General features: G+C 42.0%; 27 protein-coding genes, 1 other RNA gene and 1 pseudogene. 20 read left to right on the top strand and 9 right to left on the bottom strand.

Annotation, left to right across the window (positions count from 1 at the left end):
* Positions 1–103 precede the first annotated feature (103 nt).
* The 3 genes from NYE42_RS10700 to NYE42_RS10690 all read left to right on the top strand — a co-directional run bounded on the left by NYE42_RS10700 (position 104) and on the right by NYE42_RS10690 (position 1,151).
* Positions 104–307 (top strand): DUF6501 family protein, encoded by a 204-nt coding sequence (locus NYE42_RS10700; RefSeq protein WP_144664988.1) that lies wholly within the window; start codon positions 104–106, stop codon positions 305–307.
* A 65-nt stretch (positions 308–372) separates the two neighbouring features.
* Entirely contained in the window at positions 373–513 is a 141-nt protein-coding gene (locus tag NYE42_RS10695; RefSeq protein WP_003153781.1) for a DUF4025 domain-containing protein, read from the top strand.
* Positions 514–806: 293 nt separating this feature from the next.
* Positions 807–1,151, top strand: a complete 345-nt coding sequence (locus tag NYE42_RS10690) for a PH domain-containing protein (RefSeq protein ID WP_342496944.1) — start codon at positions 807–809, stop codon at positions 1,149–1,151.
* A 44-nt stretch (positions 1,152–1,195) separates the two neighbouring features.
* Here NYE42_RS10690 and NYE42_RS10685 read toward each other — a convergent pair whose 3' ends face one another.
* Together NYE42_RS10685 and NYE42_RS10680 are read right to left on the bottom strand one after the other, a co-directional pair.
* A complete protein-coding gene (locus tag NYE42_RS10685) occupies positions 1,196–1,429 on the bottom strand; it encodes a hypothetical protein (protein ID WP_003153785.1) in 234 nt (77 codons plus the stop codon).
* Positions 1,426–1,698 (bottom strand): hypothetical protein, encoded by a 273-nt coding sequence (locus NYE42_RS10680; protein WP_014418114.1) that lies wholly within the window; start codon positions 1,696–1,698, stop codon positions 1,426–1,428. The genes NYE42_RS10685 and NYE42_RS10680 overlap by 4 nt, the downstream gene beginning before the upstream one ends.
* 70 nt (positions 1,699–1,768) lie before the next feature.
* On the opposite strand from NYE42_RS10680, the gene NYE42_RS10675 reads away from it, so the two are divergent.
* Positions 1,769–2,251: an Hsp20/alpha crystallin family protein gene (locus NYE42_RS10675; protein WP_003153787.1), complete on the top strand. Its 483-nt coding sequence runs from the start codon at positions 1,769–1,771 to the stop codon at positions 2,249–2,251.
* On the opposite strand, the gene NYE42_RS10670 is transcribed toward NYE42_RS10675, so the two are convergent.
* Complete coding sequence (locus tag NYE42_RS10670) at positions 2,238–2,471, bottom strand: hypothetical protein (RefSeq protein ID WP_014418113.1); 234 nt, start codon at positions 2,469–2,471, stop codon at positions 2,238–2,240. The genes NYE42_RS10675 and NYE42_RS10670 overlap by 14 nt on opposite strands.
* A 92-nt stretch (positions 2,472–2,563) precedes the next feature.
* On the opposite strand from NYE42_RS10670, the gene gerPC reads away from it, so the two are divergent.
* The 7 genes from gerPC (at position 2,564) to NYE42_RS10635 (ending at position 8,236) form a co-directional block, all read left to right on the top strand.
* Positions 2,564–2,944 carry a spore germination protein GerPC gene (gene gerPC / locus NYE42_RS10665; RefSeq protein WP_144664989.1) on the top strand — a complete coding sequence of 127 codons (381 nt, stop codon included), beginning with the start codon at positions 2,564–2,566 and terminating at the stop codon, positions 2,942–2,944.
* Positions 2,945–3,026: 82 nt separating this feature from the next.
* On the top strand, positions 3,027–3,518 hold the full coding sequence (locus NYE42_RS10660) for a TraR/DksA C4-type zinc finger protein (RefSeq protein WP_040238042.1): 492 nt from the start codon (positions 3,027–3,029) through the stop codon (positions 3,516–3,518).
* Between the two features lie 144 nt (positions 3,519–3,662).
* On the top strand, positions 3,663–4,289 hold the full coding sequence (locus tag NYE42_RS10655; RefSeq protein WP_003153791.1) for an FMN-dependent NADH-azoreductase: 627 nt from the start codon (positions 3,663–3,665) through the stop codon (positions 4,287–4,289).
* Between the two features lie 215 nt (positions 4,290–4,504).
* Positions 4,505–4,690: non-coding RNA, 6S RNA (gene ssrS / locus NYE42_RS10650), on the top strand.
* Between the two features lie 107 nt (positions 4,691–4,797).
* Positions 4,798–6,576 (top strand): DNA helicase RecQ, encoded by a 1,779-nt coding sequence (gene recQ / locus NYE42_RS10645; protein ID WP_020955932.1) that lies wholly within the window; start codon positions 4,798–4,800, stop codon positions 6,574–6,576.
* Between the two features lie 235 nt (positions 6,577–6,811).
* On the top strand, positions 6,812–7,681 hold the full coding sequence (locus NYE42_RS10640) for a 3D domain-containing protein (protein ID WP_007407985.1): 870 nt from the start codon (positions 6,812–6,814) through the stop codon (positions 7,679–7,681).
* A gap of 162 nt (positions 7,682–7,843) precedes the next feature.
* Entirely contained in the window at positions 7,844–8,236 is a 393-nt protein-coding gene (locus NYE42_RS10635) for a hypothetical protein (RefSeq protein ID WP_040238966.1), read from the top strand.
* A 31-nt stretch (positions 8,237–8,267) separates the two neighbouring features.
* Here NYE42_RS10635 and NYE42_RS10630 read toward each other — a convergent pair whose 3' ends face one another.
* Positions 8,268–9,245 (bottom strand): S66 peptidase family protein, encoded by a 978-nt coding sequence (locus NYE42_RS10630; protein ID WP_342496943.1) that lies wholly within the window; start codon positions 9,243–9,245, stop codon positions 8,268–8,270.
* A gap of 65 nt (positions 9,246–9,310) precedes the next feature.
* A complete protein-coding gene (locus NYE42_RS10625; protein ID WP_007407988.1) occupies positions 9,311–9,808 on the bottom strand; it encodes an N-acetyltransferase in 498 nt (165 codons plus the stop codon).
* A 194-nt stretch (positions 9,809–10,002) separates the two neighbouring features.
* Between NYE42_RS10625 and NYE42_RS10620 the strand changes: the two genes are divergently transcribed.
* Together NYE42_RS10620 and NYE42_RS10615 are read left to right on the top strand one after the other, a co-directional pair.
* Positions 10,003–10,785, top strand: a complete 783-nt coding sequence (locus tag NYE42_RS10620; RefSeq protein WP_342496942.1) for a VLRF1 family aeRF1-type release factor — start codon at positions 10,003–10,005, stop codon at positions 10,783–10,785.
* A 144-nt stretch (positions 10,786–10,929) separates the two neighbouring features.
* Positions 10,930–11,466 (top strand): DUF420 domain-containing protein, encoded by a 537-nt coding sequence (locus NYE42_RS10615; protein ID WP_007407990.1) that lies wholly within the window; start codon positions 10,930–10,932, stop codon positions 11,464–11,466.
* A gap of 64 nt (positions 11,467–11,530) precedes the next feature.
* On the opposite strand, the gene NYE42_RS10610 is transcribed toward NYE42_RS10615, so the two are convergent.
* A complete protein-coding gene (locus NYE42_RS10610) occupies positions 11,531–12,196 on the bottom strand; it encodes a lysozyme family protein (RefSeq protein WP_003153802.1) in 666 nt (221 codons plus the stop codon).
* A 191-nt stretch (positions 12,197–12,387) separates the two neighbouring features.
* Here NYE42_RS10610 and czrA point away from each other — a divergent pair, with 191 nt between their 5' ends.
* Positions 12,388–12,720 carry a Zn(II)-responsive metalloregulatory transcriptional repressor CzrA gene (czrA, locus tag NYE42_RS10605; protein ID WP_007407993.1) on the top strand — a complete coding sequence of 111 codons (333 nt, stop codon included), beginning with the start codon at positions 12,388–12,390 and terminating at the stop codon, positions 12,718–12,720.
* A 29-nt stretch (positions 12,721–12,749) separates the two neighbouring features.
* Here czrA and NYE42_RS10600 read toward each other — a convergent pair whose 3' ends face one another.
* Complete coding sequence (locus tag NYE42_RS10600) at positions 12,750–13,271, bottom strand: hypothetical protein (protein WP_007407994.1); 522 nt, start codon at positions 13,269–13,271, stop codon at positions 12,750–12,752.
* A gap of 224 nt (positions 13,272–13,495) precedes the next feature.
* Here NYE42_RS10600 and NYE42_RS10595 point away from each other — a divergent pair, with 224 nt between their 5' ends.
* The 6 genes and pseudogenes from NYE42_RS10595 (at position 13,496) to NYE42_RS10570 (ending at position 18,551) form a co-directional block, all read left to right on the top strand.
* A complete protein-coding gene (locus tag NYE42_RS10595; RefSeq protein ID WP_061046690.1) occupies positions 13,496–14,215 on the top strand; it encodes an MBL fold metallo-hydrolase in 720 nt (239 codons plus the stop codon).
* A complete protein-coding gene (locus NYE42_RS10590; RefSeq protein WP_094032105.1) occupies positions 14,215–14,781 on the top strand; it encodes a TetR-like C-terminal domain-containing protein in 567 nt (188 codons plus the stop codon). Before NYE42_RS10595 ends, NYE42_RS10590 begins: the two co-directional genes overlap by 1 nt.
* A gap of 52 nt (positions 14,782–14,833) precedes the next feature.
* Positions 14,834–15,544 carry a helix-turn-helix domain-containing protein gene (locus NYE42_RS10585; protein WP_342496940.1) on the top strand — a complete coding sequence of 237 codons (711 nt, stop codon included), beginning with the start codon at positions 14,834–14,836 and terminating at the stop codon, positions 15,542–15,544.
* Positions 15,545–15,612: 68 nt separating this feature from the next.
* Entirely contained in the window at positions 15,613–15,945 is a 333-nt protein-coding gene (gene csaA, locus NYE42_RS10580; protein ID WP_007611940.1) for a chaperone CsaA, read from the top strand.
* A gap of 330 nt (positions 15,946–16,275) precedes the next feature.
* Positions 16,276–18,078, top strand: a pseudogene (locus tag NYE42_RS10575) (T7SS effector LXG polymorphic toxin).
* 14 nt (positions 18,079–18,092) lie between these two features.
* Positions 18,093–18,551, top strand: a complete 459-nt coding sequence (locus NYE42_RS10570; RefSeq protein WP_352426453.1) for an SMI1/KNR4 family protein — start codon at positions 18,093–18,095, stop codon at positions 18,549–18,551.
* A gap of 38 nt (positions 18,552–18,589) precedes the next feature.
* Here NYE42_RS10570 and NYE42_RS10565 read toward each other — a convergent pair whose 3' ends face one another.
* The gene (locus NYE42_RS10565; protein ID WP_061860625.1) at positions 18,590–18,871 is read right to left on the bottom strand and encodes a hypothetical protein; all 282 of its coding nucleotides are present in this window, start codon (positions 18,869–18,871) and stop codon (positions 18,590–18,592) included.
* Positions 18,864–19,442, bottom strand: coding sequence for a MarR family transcriptional regulator (locus NYE42_RS10560; RefSeq protein WP_061860624.1), 579 nt, complete (start codon positions 19,440–19,442; stop codon positions 18,864–18,866). The genes NYE42_RS10565 and NYE42_RS10560 overlap by 8 nt, the downstream gene beginning before the upstream one ends.
* Positions 19,443–19,583: the final 141 nt, after the last annotated feature.

The raw sequence follows: 19,583 nt of genomic DNA, 5'->3' as shown, positions 1-19,583 counted from the left end.
TCTATAATAACAGCCCCGGTAAAATCAATTGATAACCGTTATTGCAATTCACAAGAAAAAACGGCTACAATAAGCTTATCGATTAAGAAAAGGAGTTTTATAAATGATTCATAATAATTGGCAGACAAAAGAAAGCGTCAAAAAGGTCAAATGCGTACATACAGATGCGAAAAAATACATTGTCAAAAATGTGCTGACGCCGGGTAAAGAGTATGAAGTCAAAAATGAAACAGAAGAATTCATTTTTGTTGTAGACAATACAAACAAAGTCGCAGGCTTCTACAAAGAGTATTTTGAAGAAGTTTAAAGCTGAATGAATTTATTTTGCCTGAGCCATACTAAAAAAGACTACATATAAAGGGTGGCTGCAAAATGAAAAAAACAGAGCAAGACAAACAAAATAAAACATCAGATCAGCTTCAGCAAGTGCAACCTGAAGAAGGCACCGACACGACGATGGAACAAATTTCAGATACCTATAAAGAAGGAACAATTGAAGATACGGATCGTTGATGTTTTGTTGAAACCGCGGCATTGGAGAAGCCGCGGTTTTTTATGGCGGAAATAAAAAACTGACTTTTCGAAAAAAACACCGTTTTCTTGAAACCTTTTCTTTCGCTGAACCGTACTACTTCATAACAGCGGCACCTTTCGCGAAGGGCTTTTTTGATGAACGTTCTAAAAATGTAATCTGTTCGTAATGGTTTAAATGCCGTCTATGTCGTATTCTTATATAGGGATAAAGAACTTATTTTTTTATGATTGTAATAAAACAATAGTATAGAAGCAGAAAGTGGGGTTCTTCATTGGGAATTTTTTCTGTCAGCAGATCAACCGACACAAAAAAGCTGGAGGCTTTGCTCGTTGAGGGAGAACGGATCGAAACGATTTATAAACTGCGGGTTGACCAAATATGCTTTACGAATAAACGAGTGATTTTCTTTGATAATAAAATGTTCTCCAAAAAGAAAGTGCGCGTATTTCTTCCATATAAAACAATTGAAAGCTTCGCCATTCAAGAAGCGGGGATGTTTGATCCAGATACCGGGCTTGTATTAATAACAAGGGGAAAAACTTTCGAATTGGAATTTGCAAAAGAAACGGACTTGACTGAGGTTCAAGCCATCTTAACAAAATACTTATGCAGTTAAATATCACATAAAAGCCATCCGAATGCATGCGGATGGCCTTTTTATTATATAATGCTTGTTTTTCCGGAGTTCGAATCAATGAGATCCGGATCAGCAATAGAACTGATGGGGATATAAATCGGCGCCAAATCACCATTTTCTTCACCGAATCCGTAGTTGATCTTATTGGATAAAAAATAATCGATTTGCTGATACGGGCCGATCGTAATGGAAGAACCGCGGTCGACTGCATTTACTTTAAAGCCTCCTACATTTACCAAAACCGGCGAAAACATCATAATGGGCCTCCTTTTCCGGCAGGGATTTTATCGCATGCAGACTCAAAGGCAGATGGAGAATCAATTTGATCCCGGTCATCCACTTTGCCGTTCGTGCCGATGAAGCCGCTTGCATCTCCGAAGTTCTGTCCGTATCCCTGATTCTTTTTATCAGAATTCTGCCATTCCGCCAGTAAATTTTGTCCGACATTCACCGCTGAAGCATTTTCAAAGGAATTAATTTTCAACATGAAAATATTAATATTGATATATGGAGTTGGTTGAACCACAGGCAAACCTCCTTTAATACAGGTGTATGCCGGCTGTTATGACCGTATGCTTAGACAGGGGGCGATAAAAATGGATTTCGATAAGATGAAGCAATGGATGGAAATGGCGCAAAACATGTCCGGCGGCGACTTTTGGAAAAACGTTTTTGATGATGAACAACTGAAATCATTTCAAAACGGCCATTCTCATTTTCCCTTTCAACAGGGAGATGGGCAAATGAGAAGAAATGAGGATGCTTTTCCTCTTATAGATATTGTGGAAACCCATGATGAGCTCCAATTTTTACTGTATCTGCCCGGCTACCGGAAACAAGATGTTCAGCTGCTGTCCTACGGAGAATATATCGTCGTAAAAGGCACGAGAAAATCCTTTTTTAATGAACAGGATTTTAAACAGAAGACCGGAAAATACGGCGATTTTGAAAAAAAACTCGACCTTCCGCATTCCGCTCAGGGAACAAAGGGAATGCAGGCGGTATTCAAAGACGGGATTTTATATATATCGATTGCTAAACATCTGGGGGATGCAAGCCAGATCATTATCGAAGGCTGATCTTGTTTGCTGTGCCATCTATCAGATCTGAATCATCGATACTCATGATAGGGATGACGACAACGGTGCAATCACCGTTTTGTTCACCGTACCCTTCATTTCTTTTATTGGCTGCTGTGTTTCTCACCATAACGGAAGAGCCGGTGTTAAAAGCTGCTCCGCCGCTGATTCCGTTCATTTTTATATACTCAAAATTGATAACGGATGGAAAAAACATCATGATTCGCCTCCTTTTTGTATATCATGTTTATATATTCGCAATGCGGGACGCATAGAACTTTCCAAGAGTGACGGGGAAAGAAGTGATTTTCTTTGAAAAAAATAATGAAAGAGATTTTCAAAAAAGTGTGTGAAGAAGAATTAGACCGGCTTAAGAAAGTGGAACAACAGCTTGATGAGCTTCAGGATAAGTGTCATTTTGATCCGCAGACGGTGGAAGGAGAAAAAACATATGTCCATATTGAGCACGTCAAAGTGGACAAGGTTGAATACAATATTGAATTTGAAAAGCTGAGTATAGAAGAGCTGAGCGGTATGCTGAATATCGGCGCCACTTACCATACACCGGCGCACAGGCTCAAACAAGCCTGCGCTGAAGAATTTCGGGACAACCGGCAAAATGATCCTGCGAAAGAAAAAAGACAGACAAAGCAGCAGACACCCAATGTCACCATCAGGGGGAGAAAGCATTGACCCCGTTGTTTCAGCCTCCTTTTTCGAGGGTATGTATTAACAGATGCAGCGAAGAATACAGACGAAAAAGGAGATGATGAATATGTCATTATCAAAAGAACAGCAGGACAGCCTTTATCATAAATTAATCGATTTAAAGGAAAGTCTTCAGGGAGAATCAAAAGAAAATCATTCAATGAGCGAAGACACAGGAGAACTGTCGAACGGAGTAGATAATCACTTAGCTGATCACGGAAGCATTTATTTGGACAGGGTCACGAATCAGACGCTGGACGGTGTCGATCAGAATCTTTTAGATGAGGTGAACGCCGCGCTTGAACGAATGGATAAAGGAACATACGGGATTTGCGAGAAAACGGGAAAAGAAATTCCTTATGAAAGACTTAAAGCCGTACCGTACGCCAGAATGACCGTCGAAGCGCAGCGAGAAACAGAAGGGGATGTGAAAACAGACGCTCCGTCATATGAAAGGGAATTTCACGAGCAGGTGAAAGACCTCTCAAATAAAGAAACCGTTGATCAAAAAAGCTCACAAACATACGAAATCCTGGATCGTGAGCAGGATTCACAATAATAGCAGCAGGTACATTCATATGTACCTGTTTTTTTATTCCATAAAAAATCTCAAAATCGAAATAAAATCATTGACTTTATATAAAAAAGAAAGTAACATACTATTTGTAAGTAAATATTAAAAGATTACCGGGAGGAATTTAGAATGTCTCAAGTATTATTTGTAAAATCAAGTGATCGTACGGCTGAAGAAGGCGTATCCGTAAAATTATACGAAGCGTTTCTGGCTGCTTATAAAGAAAACAATCCGAATGATGAAGTGATCGAACTTGATCTTCATAAAGAAAACCTTCCTTACCTCGGAAGAGATATGATTAACGGAACATTTAAAGCTTCAAAAGGAATTGAAATGACAGACGAAGAGAAAAAACAAGCGTCAACTGCTGACATTTACTTAAATCAATTTGTCAAAGCTGACAAAGTCGTGTTTGCATTCCCGCTTTGGAACTTCACAGTGCCTGCTGTGCTTCATACTTATGTTGATTACCTGTCTCGTGCAGGAGTTACTTTCACATACACGCCTGAAGGCCCTAAAGGTCTGATGGGAGATAAAAAAGTAGCGCTCTTAAACGCACGCGGCGGCGTATATTCTGAAGGACCGATGGCATCTCTTGAAATGTCATTAAACTTCATGAAAACCGTTCTCGGTTTCTGGGGTGTCCAAGATCTTCACACTGTTGTCGTTGAAGGCCATAATGCTGCACCGGATAACGCTCAAGCGATCATTGAAAAAGGACTGCAAGAAGCGAAAGATCTGGCTGCAAAATTCTAATTTTCATTAACTCTTGCGCCCCTACAGGGTGTGAGAGTTTTTTCTATTATAGAAGAAACTGGCGGAAGCTTTCGATCTGATCTTATATTGATATATTGATATCTTGTCGAAAAAACAATTTTTATGTAGAATAAAGCATTTTTCACAAAGAAAAAAGGTTTTCTGTAAAAGAATTAACCCTCTTGCCAAAATACGACTGATGGTGTAGGATATAAGAGAAGCTACATTGTTCGTATTGTTAATTAAGTTTTAACCTTTAAGCTGTAATAGGGAGTTTTATATCGAAGCCGGAATGTCATGCCTCCATTGCAGAGGACGACAGGAACGCTTCTGCAAACACCCACTTTGAGGAGTGGTGGTTTAAAACTTTCTTACTTGCGTACGGCATACGTAGCGAAAGCCATTTCCCTTGCGGAGATGGCTTTTTATTTTGAATTGCCCTTGAGCAGCGTACTTTATCAGTATGATAAAATAAAAGAATCAAAGACAAAGTGAGGTTTTACAACATATGCTGGAGAAAGCCCAATCCCTTCTGGCGCATTATTTTGGCTACGACAGTCTTCGCGCGGGCCAAAAGCAGGCGATACAATCAGTTGCAGAGGAAAGAAAAAACACGGTCTGCATTATGCCGACAGGGGGCGGAAAATCAATCTGCTATCAGATTCCCGCACTGCTGTTTGAAGGAACCACAATCGTTATTTCCCCTCTTATTTCCTTAATGAAAGATCAAGTCGACGCGCTTGAAGAAGCGGGTATCGCGGCAGCTTATATTAACAGTACCCAGACAAGCCGTGACATTCATGAGCGCCTGACCGGTTTGAAGCAAGGGGCTTACCGGCTCTTTTACATCACACCGGAGCGTTTGACTTCTTCTGAATTCATTCACATCCTGCAGAATATTACGGTTCCTCTTGTCGCCATTGACGAAGCTCACTGTATATCGCAATGGGGACATGATTTCAGGCCGAGTTACCGGAATATCGAAATCCTTTTTAATGAACTAAAAGAACCGCCCGTCATCATCGCATTAACGGCGACGGCTACGCCTGAGGTTCATGATGACATCTGCAAACAGCTTCATATTAAGAAAGAACAAACTGTATATACCGGTTTTGCCAGAGAGAATTTAACGTTTAAAGTAGTAAAGGGCGAAAACAAAGACCGGTTTATCGAGCGGTATCTGGAAAAAAATAAACACGAAGCCGGCATTATATATACAGCGACAAGAAAAGAAACCGACCGTTTATATGAGAAATTAAAACGCAGCGGCATCAATGCCGGCCGTTATCACGGCGGATTGGCGGATGATGACAGAAAAGACCAGCAGGAGCGGTTTCTTAACGATCAGATACAAGTGATGGTAGCTACGTCCGCTTTCGGAATGGGAATCGATAAGAGCAACATCAGGTTCGTTTTACACGCGCAGATTCCGAAAGATATGGAGAGCTATTACCAGGAAGCCGGACGGGCCGGGCGCGACGGTCTTAACAGCGAGTGTGTGCTCTTGTTTTCGCCGCAGGATATTATGGTGCAGCGTTTTTTAATAGACCAATCGGCCGCCGGAGAAGAAAAACAAAAGCAGGATCTCAAAAAACTGAGACAGATGGTGGATTACTGTCATACGGAAGATTGCCTGCAGCGGTTTATTCTGAAGTATTTCGGCGAGAATGAGGCGGAAGCTTGCGGAGCATGCGGCAATTGCACTGATACAAGGACCGCCCATGACGTCACAAAAGAAGCGCAGATGGTATTGTCATGCATCATCAGAATGAATGAGCGCTTCGGAAAAACGATGGTGGCGCAGGTGCTTAGCGGGTCAAAAAATAAAAAAGTGCTGGAAAACGGCTTCAGCAGCCTGTCCACTTACGGCATTATGAAGCATCAATCCGCAGCGGAAATCAGTGATTTTATCGAATTCCTTATTTCAGATGAATATATCAGAATGGCGGACGGCACATTTCCGACGCTTATGGTCACCCAAAAAGGCAGGGACGTTCTGCTTGGAAAAAGCGCAGTCTCGAGAAAAGAAGCCTTACAGGCCGCCGCCGTTACCGAGAATGATGAATTATTTGAGCTTCTCCGGCGTCTCCGCAAAGAGATTGCAGCTGAACAGGGTGTGCCTCCATTTGTCGTGTTCTCAGATCAGACGTTAAAAGAAATGTCGGCGAAACTTCCGAAAACAGATCAGGATCTTCTTTCCGTAAAAGGGGTCGGGGAACAAAAAAGATTGAAATACGGAGCGGTTTTTTTAGAAGAAATCCGAAATTATGTAAGAGAAACAGAGTGAAAAAAAGTTTTTTTAGAAATTTGCACATTGTGTTTTTCATTGGCGCCGGGAAAATCAGAAGCTTGAAAACCCTTGCTGTATCAAGGTTTCAGCAAGACTTACCAAGCGAGAGAAATGTTTCATGTAAAGGAACTGTAATCTAATTCAAATCGTTTTGTTATTGAACTGACATTTTCATATGTTACGATATCACCTGTTAGCCGCCAATAAAAAGCTAACAAGGGAGGATTTACTTATGAAGAAGACGATTATGTCCTTTGTCGCAGTTGCAGCAATTTCAACAACTGCATTTGGAGCTCACGCTTCTGCTAAAGAAATCACGGTGCAAAAGGGTGACACGCTCTGGGGGATCTCGCAAAAAAACGGAGTGAACCTAAAGGACTTAAAAGAATGGAATCAGTTATCTTCTGATTTAATCATTGAAGGAGAGAAACTGACTATTTCTTCAGTAGAAACAACCACATCTGGGCAGTACACAGTGAAGCAGGGCGACAGCCTCTGGAAAATTGCTCAGAAATTCGGAACATCAGTCGGCAATCTGAAAAGCTTGAATAACTTGCAATCAGATATAATTTACGCAGGCACAACGTTAAATGTGAAAGGTCAGGCTCAGGCTGCACAGCCGGCTCAAGAAGCCAGCCAGCCGCAAACTGAACAAAAACCAGCTGCCGAGACAGAACAGCCGAAACAAGAAGCTGTCAAAAACGAGCAGCCTAAACAAGAACCTGTTCAAGAACAACAACCTAAACAAGAAGCGAAGGCTGTCGAAGCAAAACAGCAGCCTGTTCAATCAAATACAAACCAACAAGAGCCTAAAAAGCAGCTGACAATGACTGCAACTGCTTACTCTGCTAACGACGGCGGCATTTCCGGTGTAACGGCAACCGGTGTTGACTTAAACAAAAACCCTGATGCAAAAGTCATCGCGGTAGACCCTAGTGTCATTCCGCTTGGCTCTAAGGTTTATGTTGAAGGTTACGGAGTGGCAACAGCAGCAGATACAGGCGGCGCAATTAAAGGAAATAAAATTGACGTATTTGTTGCAAAGAAAAGTGACGCTAACAACTGGGGCGTCAGAACAGTAAATGTTAAAGTATTAGACTAGTTTCATATAGAGATGAAGAACACAAGGCGAAATGCTTTGTGTTCTTTTTTTCTTCCCTTTTTTGACTGTATATAATCGTTATATGCGGAAAAAGAAAAAGCGTTTCTCTAATATAATAAGGAATGGATGTGAAAACGGAATCTGAAGGGATGTATGAATCTGATGGAGCCGGAATTTATATGTTTATGGAATGCCTTCACAGAATCACCGGTGTTTCAAGCAGGTATATGCACCGCTTTCGCCATTGTGCTCGTTATCGGACTGTCTATGCCTGCTGTCAGGCTGTTTCAGGCGCTTGACAGAGGGAGAGGAAGGATAGCCGTTATTGAAAAGGTGAGACGTACTGGCGTGATGAAGAATGGCAGGCACGAGCTTGTGCTTATTTTAAACGTAAAAAACCAAGACGGAACGCATGATAAACGTGAACTGACACATGCCGTATATAATGAAGAGATCAGCCGTTTTTATGAAGGAGCTTCCGTATGGGTGACGGCAGCGGCCGGCGGACGAATTATGATCGCTCCGCGCACGCCGCGGCATAAGGCGTCAAAATAAAAAGACGGGGCGTTTTTCCCGTCTTTATGTATTAATGCCGATCGATCCATATCCGTCCGCCTTCTGAGCCGGCTTCTATCCTGCATGTTCCTCCGATCGGGAATGTCAACAAAGGGGAGGTATGGCCGAAATCAGCATTTGCGATAACAGGCATGGATGCCAGTTCTTCTTTTGTACGGATGACGGCACGCAGAGCCTCCTCAGACACATTTGAAGCATGCTGGAAACGTCCGATGACAATTCCCTTCACGGCTGAAAAAGCGGGAAGGTGGATGAGTGACTGCAAATCCCGGTCAAACATATGAATGTCCGACATATAATCATCTTCTATAAACAGAATCACTTGCTCCATCTCCGGAAAGTATTCGGTGCCCTGCAGAAGATTCAGCGTGCATAGATTTCCTCCGATCAGTGTTCCTTCCGCATATCCGGATTGAATAACGAGCGGTCCCGGATTCCGATAAAAACGTCTGTCCTCCTGGTTCAAATACCATTTATCATCACTCCACTCGGATGAAGGCTTTACCTCATACGGGTTGTCAGAAGCACAGCAGGCCAAGAAAGAGTCAATCGTATAGTCCAGCCCTTTTTTCATGGCAAATGAAGAAAAATGGGGACCGGAATATGTAATAAGGCCGGTTTTTTGATATATGGCATGGCCGAGAGCGGTAATATCTGAATAGCCGCAAAGGATTTTCGGATGCCGCTTGATGTTTTCATAATCAAGATAGCGGAGCAGCTGATTTGATTGGAACCCGCCGAGTGTCGTCAAAATCGCTTTGATGTCAGGGTCAGCGAAAGCCTCGTGCAGATCCCGTACACGCGATTCAATGGATGATGAATCAAATTCATTTATTTCTTTCGCATGCTCTGAAAAAGAGACACAAAAGCCCAGCTCCTCCAATTTTGTCTTCGCGGCATTTATATTTTCATCTGACATAACGGACATGCTTGTGGCCGGAGACACAATACGAATGCCGTCACCTTTTTTCAATTTTTCCGGATACAAAAAAAACCCCTCCTTAAATGGTTTAATCTATTACACCATATTAACGAGGGTTTATCTATCATTTTTTACAGGTCGACCCATTTAATGCCGCCTGATTGCGTATCATTGTCAATCCAGACATCAAAGTGATGCTTTTCATAAAAATGAACGAGCCTGTCGACATGATCCCAATCACGCTTAGCGATGTCGCCCGTCACTTTCGGGATATTCTGCTCTCTGGCGATATGTTTTAAAAATTTCATGCAGATCGAGCCGTAGCCATGGTTCGGCGGGCCTTTAATGTCCCCGATATGAATGGCATTGTCATAATAAGAAGCGATCAGTGAAAAACAGCCTCTTCCCCGGTAGGCTGATTCACAATCAGTCAGCATAATCTTACATGTTTGGCCATCATCAATCGAGGAAACAATGATCCAATCGTCATTGTTCGATTGATCAATACCAAGCACTCGCGCGTCTTTTGATACATCTATCAGATTTTCCCGCATTCTAAAAATCTGAAATTCAAGTTTATGAAGCTCTTTTTCCAGCTCTTTCTGATCTCTTTCTTCTGCAGTAAACAAAATCATACTCCTTTCACAGCGTAAAAGTCTTAGTTAAACACAAGTATCCATTGTAGTAAATGATGTCTTGGTTTGTAAATGGATTTTGCAAAAACTTTTTTAGAAAAGTCTGCCGTTTATATGTGGATTGACGTTTTTAAGGCGGTGCGGATAGGGAAAGGAACAGTGAGCAGCGGAAAAAGGAGGAATCTATAATGGCAATTGACTCACTCATCGGCAAATTGAAGTACGTAATGACGGAATCTCCTGATAAAATGCTTTCCTTATATGTCAATACGGATATGAGAAATCCGGATCAGCAGGGGGGAGAGTGGAAAATCGCCTTGAAAACCGGTTTTCGGAGATTAAAAGAGTATCTGTCTGCCAGTGATCCGGAAGAAGAAAAATCTCTCGTCCGCATCATGGAACGTGTCTATCAATATATCGAAGGGCTTGGTAAAGAGATGCCGCGAAGTCTCGTATTTTTTGCATCGGGAGAAGGCGGTATTTGGGAGACGATTGAATTGCAGGTGCCTGTCGAAACACGATTTTATTGGGAAGAGATGGCTGTCCTTGATCAATTAGAACTTCTTCGTGAACAATTTCCGAGCACGGCTTTTATTCTCACCCAGCAGAATGAAGTGAAGATCATAGAAACCGTACTCGGAAAAATTGAAGGGGTGGAGCATTATCAATACGACGTCATCAATGAATCGTGGAAACCGCAGGATGTAAGCGGAAGCTTCGCATCGATGGACGAAGACGCCGCCAAAGCCCATGTTGAAGAAAACCAAAACAGGCTGTATAAACGATTGGCTTCAAACCTTGATCAAAAGGCCGCTTCACACCAATGGGAGCGTCTCGTAATCGCAGGGGACAAAGAAACAGCCGATATTCTCGATCAGCATATGAATAAACCGATAGATCGGATCATTCCAAAAAATCTGTTGAATGAAAACGAACATAAGGTGATAGAAGAACTGTTGAAGGAAGCATAATATGACGAAAGGCCGGGTCTCAAACACCCGGTCTTTTTAGGGCTTAAGTTTGTCTAATTTCTGACGAAGCGGACGAAACCGTTGACATCAAAGCTGAATTCTCATACCATTTGGATAGTCAGTAAAATTGAGAGAGGTCATAAGATGAATCAGACAGAAAACAAACCTAAAAGTTATACCGGTATCGTGCTGACATTGACCGTTCTGATCAACGGGTTAATTGCGGTGCTGTTTTTTATGCCGAAATCGGGACAGGTCAGCATTGCCAATATTCATATTCTGCCGATGTTAAATGCTATTTTTAACAGCTTTACTTTTATCTTTTTGCTGGCAGCGCTCTTTATGATTAAGCAAAAAAATATTCAAGCGCATAAACGCTTTATTTTGGCGGCGTTTACGACGACTCTGCTGTTTTTGATCTGCTATGTCGTATACCACTCTGTGGCTGAAAATACTTTATTCGGCGGCCACGGCATCATTCGGGGGATTTATTTCTTTATTTTAATTACGCACATCTGTCTTTCCGCCGTTATCGTGCCGCTTGCGCTGTTTACGCTGATCAGAGGATTCAGCATGCAAGTGGAGCGCCACAAAAAAATCGCGAGATGGACGATGCCGCTCTGGCTGTATGTCAGTCTGACGGGTGTCATTGTATACTTAATGATATCGCCGTATTATTAAAAAAAGCCGTGCTCTGCGCGGCTTTTTTCTATTGATTGAAAAAGGCGCCTCATCAGGGCGCCTTTTACTCTTCAAGCGTTTCAAGTGTTGTTACATTTAAGGATTGTTCAACGGTTTTTGTTTTTGCTTTTACTTTTTCTGCGTACGTGTAATCACCATAGCAGTAGGGATAACGGAAATTGTCTTTGTTCCCTCCGCAAGTGTAAAGTTTCGGATTCTTTTTGACCTGCTGCTCGGAGTATTGTTTTGCCAGTTCCTCAGTATGCGATCCTCCATGTTCAGCCACAAAATCAATATAGCCGGCTCCCATGTTGTAGCTTTGTATAATCGTATCCAAGTCTACGCCTTTTTTCTTGCCTGTTTGGTACATGAGAGTGAATTGTTTGATTCCCTGTTTGATACTGGTTTGAGGGTTTTTAATCTCATTTCGCTTTAAACCCAGAGATTCTGAAGACTGCATGGGATCATTTCCTCTTCCTTTTGACTCCTGATATATCATGCCGAGTACAAGCGATGTATATTTGGTGAGTCCTTTTTCATCCAGCTCGTCTTCAACAAGCGGTTTGTAATCTGTCAGCCGTTCAAGGACGATCGGTTTGACATCAAACGGAAGACTTTTGAGCCATTCATTATTTGAAAATAACAGAATGAGGAAGAAGGAAACCATGACAAAAACACATATCATCATAAGACCCGCGGCAGCGAAACAGCCTTTTTTCTTTTTCTCCACTGTGTTTCACCCTCAATTTCAGGAGCATTATGACTTTTTCATTATGACACAGATGAATACGCGAAACCAAGCGGAAACCCGTATTTGAAACATAAATTTAAAATAACGGTTCTTTTGTCAGGCGCAGGATGTATCTGCATCAATTGACATTTGGTATAATTGGGCTACTTGAGAAAAGAAGGGTGAGGTATATGACTGAATTTCACGAATCCGGAAACACAAATGACCCCGCTGTCGATTTAGATGAGGAAACTTTATTTTTGGTTGCCCAGACTTTTAAGGCGTTGTCTGACCCGACCAGAATCAGAATTCTCCATTTGCTGTCACAGGGTGAGCACGCGGTAAATGATATCGCAGAAAAGCTGAATTTGCTGCAGTCTACCGTTTCTCATCAGCTGCGTTTTCTTAAAAATCTGCGCCTCGTCAAATCACGCAGAGAAGGAACATCCATCTATTATTCTCCTGAGGATGAACATGTGTTAGATGTGCTTCAGCAAATGATTCACCATACGCGGCACGATTAAAAAACATCCCTGCTTTTTAGACAGGGATGTCAGCCGTACTGACTGTTATTGGTTTGGTCTCTGCTCGTTTTTAAAACATAAAAAGAGAAGCCGCTGTAATAAACTGCGATAAAATAAAAGATACTGATGGTCAGCGGATCGGCCCCGACCGTTTGGCTGTATGCCTCCGGATGGGTAAAGTCCGCTGTGACCCGGTAAATTTCAATAACGCGATAAACAAATCTCGATAGGAATAACGTTAATAGAATAAGTTCAATCCACAGGTGAGTGCGAAAATACATTTTTCCGCGGCGTTCTTCAAAAGAAATGTTCCGTTTGGCAAACAGGACCAGAAGCCAGCCGCAAAAAGTGCCGAATATAAGATGGCCGTATAAAGCCGGGTGTGTGATGCTGAAAAACGCCAGAGCTGCGGCCAGCAATGAAAACAAAATCATTCTTGTATAAAGCCAGCGGGGTTTCAAAGGCTGAAAGCCGACGGACCGTTTCACCTTTTTATACAGAAAAAAGGCAATCATTAAGACAGGGCAGATGCTTTGAAGTGTGATATGCATGGTGTGAAACTCCCCCTCCGTTGAGTAGTGTATGCTTATCCGGCTGGTTTTAGTAGTGTGATTTATTCGCAGGCTGAAAGCATCTTTTATCACAGTATGCGCGTTTCTTTTTTTTGCATAAGAGAAGCGCCCGCGCCTTTTTCAGGATTTAAACAGAAAACTCTTGATAAACTAACGGTATTAGTTATAATAAAACTAATGATATTAGTTTTAGGAGGATGTTCATGAGAATCTTACAATACGGAACCGTTTGGCAGCTGACTTTTTTTCCCGCGCTCTTCCCGGTGAATTGTTATTTGGTTGAAGAAGAAGAAGGAGTAACCCTGATTGACGCCGGACTGCCTAACAGTCATAAAGGAATCAAACAAGCATTGCGGCAGCTTGGGAAGCCGCTGAATGACATATTACTCACCCACGCGCACGGGGATCACATCGGTTCGCTTGACTCATTAGCTGCGGAATTTCCGGATGCTTCCGTCTGTATTTCTGAGCGGGATTCTTTCTTGCTGAAAGGTGACACTTCATTATTTGAGCATGAAGCACAAACGCCGATAAAGGGGGGAGTGCCGAAAAATGTTCGAACCGAACCTGATCGCCTGCTGAAAGGCGGCGAGCGGATCGGATCTTTACTTGTCATTCCCGCTCCCGGTCATACGCCGGGAAGCCTCGCTTTTAAAGATATGAGAAATGATATGCTGATCGTCGGAGATGCCTTTCAAGTACGGGGCGGCCTTGCTGTTTCTGGGAAGCTGAAATGGAAATTTCCGTTTCCGGCTTTTGCTACGTGGAATAAAGAAGAAGCTGTAAAAACAGCAAGAACACTTATCGCTCATCAACCAAGCAGTCTGGCCGCCGGACATGGAAATGTTCTCTGCAATCCCGTTGAAATGATGGCTGAGGCTGCTGAGGAAGCCGAACGAAGCCTGCCGGGAGGCCGATCATAATGTCACCGAGAGTCGGAATGAGCCTTGACATGATATTGAGAGCCGCAGCAGGCATCGCTGACGAAAAAGGGCTGAACGAAGTGACGCTTGCGGCTGTTGCAAAGTCCTTAAACGTAAAACCGCCTTCCCTTTACAATTTTGTCAATGGCCTTCAAGGAATTAAAACAGAGCTGGCTGTCTCCGGTTTAACTATGTTATATAAAAAAATGGCGGCCTCTGCAGAAGGACTGACGGGTGAAACGGCTTTGCTTGCTCTTGCCGATGCCTATATCAATTTCGCCGAAGCCAATCCCGGATTATATGACGCAACATTTCAAAAGATAAAAGACGGGCGGATTGAGAATCTGTCAAGCCTGCTTGTAGAGCTTGTTGTCAGGCAGCTGACTGCTAACGGTTATGCACAGTCTGACACTGCGATTCATGCTGCGAGAGGACTGAGGAGCCTTCTTCACGGATTTGCCGTGTTGAGAAAACAGAGTGCATTTGAATTAACCGAATCAATTAAGGAAAGCCGGAAGTTTGCAGTTGTTGCATTCCTAAGAGGTTTGCAGGATAGGGAACAATAATATTATTATGTAAACTAAATAAAAAGACGCATCATGTAAAAAGGAGGGACAAATGGATTCATTACAACATATCATTTGTGAGCGGCGCACCTATTCACATATTTTTGATTCTCATGCACACACATACTGCCAAATGCTCTTTCCGCTCGAAGGACAGCTGGACTTGGAGACAGAAAGACGTAAAATCAGATTAAAACCTGATCAAATGTTGTATATTCCGCCCGGGCATGAACATCGGTTCCGTTCTTTGGAGCGAAATGAATGTCTCGTTCTCGACATACCGGCAAATTTTTTCAAAGGTTCATTAGACCCCGGCGTTCTGAATAAGCTTGATCCTTTTTGGACATCGATTCGGTTTCTGCTGACAGAAGAGACAAAGCAGCAGTCGGCTCATTCATTGAGTCTGCTTGCAGAATATATTGCTGAAAAGATACAAGAAAACCGTACAAATGATTCAATTGCGTATATCCGCCGAAATCTCTCAAAGACTTTTACAATTAAAGAGCTTGCCGCAATGGAACATTACCACCCGGCGTATTATTCCGACTGGTTTAAAAAGCAGACGGGGAAAAGCCCGCAAGCTTATATTGCTGAGCTCCGTATGAAGAAAGCGGAACAAATGCTTATTGAAACAAAATGCCGGCTGACAGACATCAGTCAGGAGGTCGGCTTTCAAAATTTGTCTTCCTTTACCAGATGGTTTGTCAGACATAAGGGAATAACGCCGCGCGTCTTCCGAAACACCTTTCAATCTGATAAATAATCCTGAAAATCGGTTAAATAAACTGCTTCTTTTTTTGGTATCATGATTGTAAAAAAGGAGTTTTTGATATGGCAGTCATCGAAGATTTTATCAAGCTTGATCTTAGAATAGGAACGGTCGTAAAAGCGGAAGTATTCCCGGAAGCAAAGGTGCCGGCCATTAAGATGACAATAGATTTCGGCGAAGAGATCGGCATGAAACAATCAAGCGCCCAGATTACAAAACGGTACGAACCGGGTGATCTGACGGGCAGACAGGTTACCGCTATTGTCAACTTTCCGCCGCGGCGGATCGCCGGATTTAAGTCAGAAGTTCTCGTTCTCGGCGGCATCCCGGAAAAAGGAGACGTTGTCCTGCTTACGCCAGAGCAGACAGTACCGAACGGAACGAAAATCGGATAATAAAAAAAGACGTTTGCAGAAGCAAACGTCTTTTGCGTATTGAGGCGATACACCACACGCCACATTCGTGTGTGCCGCAAGGGCATGTGCATCGGCTTACACAATTCAGCTCATCGCTATATCAATATAGCATGGCGGGTGTGGAAATGCAAGAGATTTTTTAATATATGTTATATCTGGCTTTGTTTTGCCGATCCCCGATTCCGTCGTGTAAGGTTTTCTTTGAAATTTTATGATCTTGAATAAAGCAGTTCGACAAATGCAAGAGATTCATCTAATCTTATATCCTATGGTAAAATTTAGACAGAAAGAAGCAGAAAGGAGCCGTAAATGAAAGTATTCGAAGCATCCTCGTTAATCTCAGCAGCTGAAAAGCGAGCAAAAGAATACGATCAGATTAGAGAACAATTTATTAATCTCAGGAAAGCTTTTCAGGGAATGGCTGATTTAGATGACAGTGAGTTTTCAGGTAAAGGTGCTGATAACATCAAAGCATTCTTCCAAGATCACGCTGGTGTCACAGACAGCTGGCTTGATCTGATCGATATGAAGATTGCTTTTCTTAACAGTATTTCAGGAAAAGTAGCTGATGCCGGATTAGCCGATTCGTTTGTGGAAGAGTCATTTTTAGAACACGAGCTGATCCATGCGAAGAATAAATCAAAAGCTATCATGCAGGAGCAGCGCAATGAAATGAGGGATATTCTTAACGAGATAAGCGATATCGTTCATCTTGATGTCTTTTCTACAGAGGATGTCGATCAAAAGCTTGAGTCAGCTGATAAAAAAAGAAGCGACACGATACATAAACTCGGCAAACTTGATCATGATCTAACGAAAGAATACGCAGAAACCGAGGCAAACGAACATTTCATTCAGGCAGATTTTCAGTAGCTCCAAAACGCTACGGGAAAAGGGAAAAACGCCACTCCGCTTCACTATAACGCCAAGGCATACAGGGAAAGTGACATACATAAGAAAAAAGGCGAGATTGCAAGACATTCAGACACATATTTAACGTTTAAGAAGGAAGAAGCAAAAGAGCGGGAAATCAAGGATCTGAAGAAAAAGCTCGCTGACGGTGTGACCGATCCGGATGAATATTTGGAAATTGCGAAGAAGATCGGCTATGAAAACCTTGAACCTTCCCAGCAGCAATATGTCATTCAGCTTGAACAAGCAAAACAGCTGGAAGAAGCCGGAGAAGTGACTTGGGATATTTTAAAAGGAGCCGGCGTCGGTCTATATGATGTCGGGAAAGACACGGTAACCGGTTTATGGGACTTCATAACCGATCCGGGAGAAACCTTGTCAGCACTGGGGAATGCAGTACTTCATCCTGTTAAAACATATGATGCTGTTTCGGCAGCAATCGAGGAATCGTATCAAAAAGATATGGTAAATGGAGATGCGTATTCCAGATCAAGATGGGTGACATATGCGGTCGGTTCAGTGGCTGTTGCTGTCGTCGGAACGAAAGGCGCAGGAGCCGTTAACAAAGCTGATGCGGCGGGGAAGGTCATAAACAAGGCAGGACAGGCAGGGAAGAAAATTAAAGACGTTAAACTTCCAGAACTGCTTCCTTATAACTCTAAATATGATCTTGCTCTGTCGGGTGACGTACCATACAATGTGGTTGACAGCCAAAACCTTAAAAATCAACTTTTGACCAATGCAAAGAAAATCCCGGATGGAACGAGAAAGCCGTTTACTGGTCAAGAAATAAACCTTCCTTGGTTAAATAAAGAAAAGTATGGTGCCTTTGAGGTTAAGGGCAAGGTAAAAGCAAAGGGAAAAGTTAAAGACATAAGCAGCAGAGTGTATACTATGAAAGATATTGATATGAACCAAAAAACAGAATTTGGGGTAACAAATCTTCAGCTTATGAAAAACGGTAATGCTCCTTATGCAAAAGATGGCACACAGATTAATTTACATCACTTGATTCAAGAAGAACCTGGCCCAATGCTTGAAATCCCAAACAGTTTACATACAAAATATAGTGATGTTATTCATAAGCTTAAGACTGATGGTGAAAGTTTTAGAAATGATAGAGTTTTAAAAGCACAATATGAAAGCTTTCGAAAGAGATATTGGAAGTGGAGAGCGAAACAATTTGAGAATGAGAATTGAGGTGTTTAAATTAAATGATTTATTCAAAGGTTGAAACCTTTATTAATGAAAACAAGCAAAATGCTATATTCACAGAGGGTGCAAGCCTGGAAAACATAACTCGCATTGAAGAAACCCTCCAATGCGAACTTCCTATTAGCTATAAATGGTTCTTAGAAAAATACGGTGCTGGTGGTTTATTCGGGGTTTTAGTTTTAGGCTATAACTTCGATCATGCGTCAGTTGCAGATAAAACTAAAGAATATAAACAACATTATGGACTTGCTGATGGTCTTGTTGTCATAGAAGATGTTGATTTCTTTGCTTACTGTCTAGATACGAATAAAATGAAAGACGGAGAATGCCCTGTAGTGGAATGGGATAGGATAATTGGCTATCAAGATATCGCTGCAGAAAGCTTTATCGAATTTTTTTATAATAAGATTCAGGAAGCGAAAGATGACTGGGATGAAGATGAAGACTGGGACGATTAATAAAAAAAGCTCTCTTTTAGAGAGCTTTTTTCAGATTTTCAATTTTTAACAGGCTTTATAATGAGCAAACAGGCATTACTCAAAATACTCGCCGCGCCTATCCAAAGCAGCCATTGTGTTGCGGTCAGCCATGAGGCAGTTAGGATAAAGAGTCCAATGGCAATTGATATATAATTGCCGGCTCGGTCCAGTTTACGTTTGTAATGAATTTTATATTTGGCATGAGAAATAAATTGATCAATTTTATCTTTCAGCTCATAGCATTTTTCCTTCATCTTATCCTCTGTTTCTTTTACTTTTCGATAAAGCATATTATTCATCGTCTGCACTCCCATATCGCCGTTTTGAAAATTCAGCCATGATTTTTTCTTCATAGTCATCTGAGATGAATTGTGCCTGATCTTCAACTTTCAAATGTGCTTTTTCTTCAAAACCATCCTGTTCTTCACCATCAAAACGATAAAGTTTTTGCAATAGCCTCCAGAATGTTTCAATTTCATCAGTTGTAAAGTCATGAAACATATCCGCTAAAAAATAGGTGGATTTTTCTGAACAGGAAATTAACGCTTTTTTTCCTTCAGCGGTAATCTCAATATTGATTGCACGTTTATCCAGTTTGCTTGGCACAGTGTGAACATATCCTTTTTTCGCGAGGCTTGAAATTAATTTGTTAGCGGTTTGTTTTGTTGTGCCCAGCTTTTTAGCGATATTCATAAGTGTGGTATCTTCCGTCGGTAAATGGGCAATAGCAATAAGAGTCATGTGCTGTCGGGAAGTCAACAACTCTAAGTATTCGTCCCCCCGAGCCTGCACTTTATTGACAACCGAAAATAATGATGCGTAACTTTGTTGCATAACATGCAGTTCCTTCATTAATAAATTAATATCCATAAGGTATCTCCTATCTTAATTGTCACCATGTTGACAATTATAATATACAACGAAACGGGAAACAAGTCAACATGGTGACTAATGGGAGGGGTTACGGCTGTTTCAAAAATATCACAGGCAGTCGGAGTGTTTACAAAAGGG

This window comes from Bacillus sp. FSL K6-2865 (assembly GCF_040311405.1).
GTDB lineage: Bacteria > Bacillota > Bacilli > Bacillales > Bacillaceae > Bacillus > Bacillus velezensis.
The sequence above is the reverse complement of the archived record's forward strand: the minus strand, read 5'-3'. Positions and strand labels throughout refer to the sequence as shown.